Below are 637 nucleotides of genomic sequence, written 5' to 3'. Positions count from 1 at the left end.
TGATACTGGTGCCATCGGCCCAGCAGGCCCTCAAGGTGACACAGGTCCTAAAGGCGACACAGGTCCTAAAGGTGATACTGGTGCTATAGGCCCAGCAGGCCCAGCAGGTGCCATCGGTCCACAAGGTCCTAAAGGTGATGCAGGTGTAGCCGGTCCAGCAGGTCCTAAAGGCGACAAAGGTGACACTGGCCCAGCAGGTCCTAAAGGTGATGCCGGTCCACAAGGTCCTAAAGGCGAGCGTGGCGAACAAGGCCCAGCCGGTGGTCCTCAAGGTCCAGCAGGTCCTAAAGGCGATAAAGGTGATACCGGTCCTAAAGGCGACAAAGGTGACACTGGTGCTCAAGGCCCACAAGGTCCGCGTGGTGAAAAAGGCGAACAAGGCCCAGCCGGTGGTCCTCAAGGCCCAGCAGGTCCTCAAGGTCCTAAAGGCGACAAAGGTGACACTGGCCCAGCAGGTCCTAAAGGTGATGCCGGTCCACAAGGTCCTAAAGGCGAGCGTGGCGAACAAGGCCCAGCCGGTGGTCCTCAAGGTCCAGCAGGTCCTAAAGGCGATAAAGGTGATACCGGTCCTAAAGGCGACAAAGGTGACACTGGTGCTCAAGGCCCACAAGGTCCGCGTGGTGAAAAAGGCGAACAA

General features: G+C 58.6%; 1 protein-coding gene. It reads left to right on the top strand.

Annotation, left to right across the window (positions count from 1 at the left end; genetic code table 11):
* On the top strand, nt 1-637 hold a 637-nt coding region (locus U9670_RS08695), incomplete at both ends, for a collagen-like domain-containing protein (RefSeq protein WP_501993688.1).

This window comes from Moraxella tarda (genome assembly GCF_035181405.1).
In the GTDB taxonomy this organism is placed as follows: domain Bacteria; phylum Pseudomonadota; class Gammaproteobacteria; order Pseudomonadales; family Moraxellaceae; genus Moraxella.
The sequence above is the reverse complement of the archived record's forward strand: the minus strand, read 5'-3'. Positions and strand labels throughout refer to the sequence as shown.